The organism is Novosphingobium sp. AP12 (genome assembly GCF_000281975.1).
In the GTDB taxonomy this organism is placed as follows: domain Bacteria; phylum Pseudomonadota; class Alphaproteobacteria; order Sphingomonadales; family Sphingomonadaceae; genus Novosphingobium.
Genome location: NZ_AKKE01000001.1, coordinates 1 through 2006, shown reverse-complemented (window position 1 = coordinate 2006; position 2006 = coordinate 1). Strand labels below are relative to the sequence as shown.

2 protein-coding genes and 1 pseudogene are annotated in these 2006 nt (G+C 66.8%); 2 read left to right on the top strand and 1 reads right to left on the bottom strand.

The genetic code is table 11. The features are described from left to right. Positions 1–332, bottom strand: a pseudogene (locus PMI02_RS00015) (TolC family protein); the annotation flags it as partial. Positions 333–431: 99 nt separating this feature from the next. Here PMI02_RS00015 and PMI02_RS00010 point away from each other — a divergent pair. After that, entirely contained in the window at positions 432–1055 is a 624-nt protein-coding gene (locus PMI02_RS00010) for a TetR/AcrR family transcriptional regulator (RefSeq protein ID WP_007676898.1), read from the top strand. A gap of 86 nt (positions 1056–1141) precedes the next feature. Then, positions 1142–2006, top strand: an 865-nt coding sequence (locus tag PMI02_RS00005) for an efflux RND transporter periplasmic adaptor subunit (protein ID WP_007676897.1), incomplete at its 3' end; no start/stop codon positions are given.

Genomic DNA, 2006 nt, shown 5'->3' with positions numbered 1-2006 from the left:
AGGCGGGCGGCCCCTGCCTGCGCGCTGACCTGCCCGGACGGCAGGAGCGCGGCGGTTGCACTGCCGAGCTGCGCGCGAGATTGCTGGGCGCGCGCCGCCGCCTGCACGAGGCCGAGGTTCTGCGCCAGCGCCCGGTCGACCAGCGCCGACATCTGCGGATCGCCGAACCCGTCCCACCAGTGCGCCAGCTCCACATGCTGCTCTGCGCCGTGCGCGGGCGTGCCGATGAAGGCGGCGGGCATGGCGACTTCGGGCCGGTGGTAGTCGGGACCGACCGCACAGGCGGCCAGCGCGAGCGGGGCACAGGCAGGAGCAAGGAGGTGGAAGCGCATCATGGGACAGACCCGCAGTTGGCGTTTGAATAAGCTGTGACGAATAATCATAATGGTCACTCGTTGTCAACGCCGCGTCCTTGAGGTATCTGCTGGGCCATGACTGAAGAGACATTCGATACCCTGGCCGTGGGCCATCGCGGGCCTGGCGACCACGCCATCCGCGAACAGATCGTCGAGGCCGCGGAGGCGCACTTCTCGCGCTACGGCTACAACAAGACCACGGTGTCCGACCTCGCCAAGGCGATCGGGTTCTCGAAGGCCTACGTCTACAAGTTCTTCGATTCCAAGCATGCCATAGGGCAGGCGATCTGCGCCAAGACCTTGGAGGGACTGCTCGGCCAAGCCCAGGAGGCGGTACGCTCGGCAGATACTGCGACCGAGAAAATGCGCAGATTTTTTAGTGCGATAGTTACCTCAAGCGCCGAGTTGTTCTTTGACGATCAGAAGCTCTACGAGATCGCGACTCACTCGGTGGTCGAGAAGTGGCCGTCCTGCATGGCCTACTGCGCGGCGCTCGAGCAGATCGTGCGCGAGATCGTGCTGGAAGGCCGCGCCTCAGGCGAGTTCGAGCGCAAGACGCCGCTCGACGAGACGGCATCGGCGATCATGAAGGCGATGGAATCCTTCCATAATCCGGTGATGCTGCAATACCAACTGGACAGCATCCCGGACGGTTCGACCGAGGTGGTAAACCTCATCCTGCGGAGCCTTGCGCCGTAAAAGTGGGCCATCCAAGTTGTGACTAGTTGACAATATGGTCACATGAAGGAAAATGGCGGTCCTGATTTCCTCAGGCAGGACTCGCCATGTCGATCATCTCCCTCTCGTTCCTGACCCGCGCCGTCCCGGCGCTGGCGCTGCTTTCGCCCATGCTGCTGCTCGGCGCCTGCGGTCATGCCGGAGCCGATCCGCGCACCGAGCCGCCGCTCGTGCGGACCGCGATGGCTGGCACCACCGTCGCTGGCGGAGAGAGCTTCACCGGCGTCGTCTCCTCCCGGGTGCAGAGCGACCTCGGCTTCCGCGTCGCGGGCAAGGTGGTGGCCCGCCTCGTCGATACCGGACAGGTGGTGCGCCGGGGCCAGCCGCTGATGCGGATCGACGCGACCGACTACGTCCTCGCCGCGCGCCAGTCGCAGGGCGCCGTGGCTGCCGCACGCGCGACCGCGATCCAGACGGCGGCGGACGAAAAGCGCTACCGTGACCTCGTATCGGCTGGCGCAATCTCCGCATCTGCCTACGACAAGGTCAAGGCCGACGCCGACGCAGCCCGCGCGCAGCTTGGCGCGATAGAGGCGCAGGCATCGGTTTCGCGCAACGAGGCGGGCTATGCCCTGTTGCTCGCCGATGCGGACGGAACGGTGGTCGAGACACTGGCCGAACCCGGGCAGGTCGTCGCCGCGGGGCAGCCCGTGGTGCGCCTTGCCCATGCGGGAGCGCGCGAAGCCGTGGTGGCGCTGCCCGAAACGCAGCGTCCGGCAGTCGGTTCGACCGCACAAGCCAGCCTGTTCCAGGGCGCGACGAGCGTGGCGCGCCTGCGGCAGCTGTCCGATGCCGCCGATCCGCAGACCCGCACTTACGAGGCGCGCTATGTGCTTGATGGCGCGGCGTCGAGGGCGCCGCTAGGCTCCACCGTGACGCTGCAACTGCAGGCGGCAGGCGCGGCTCCCGCCA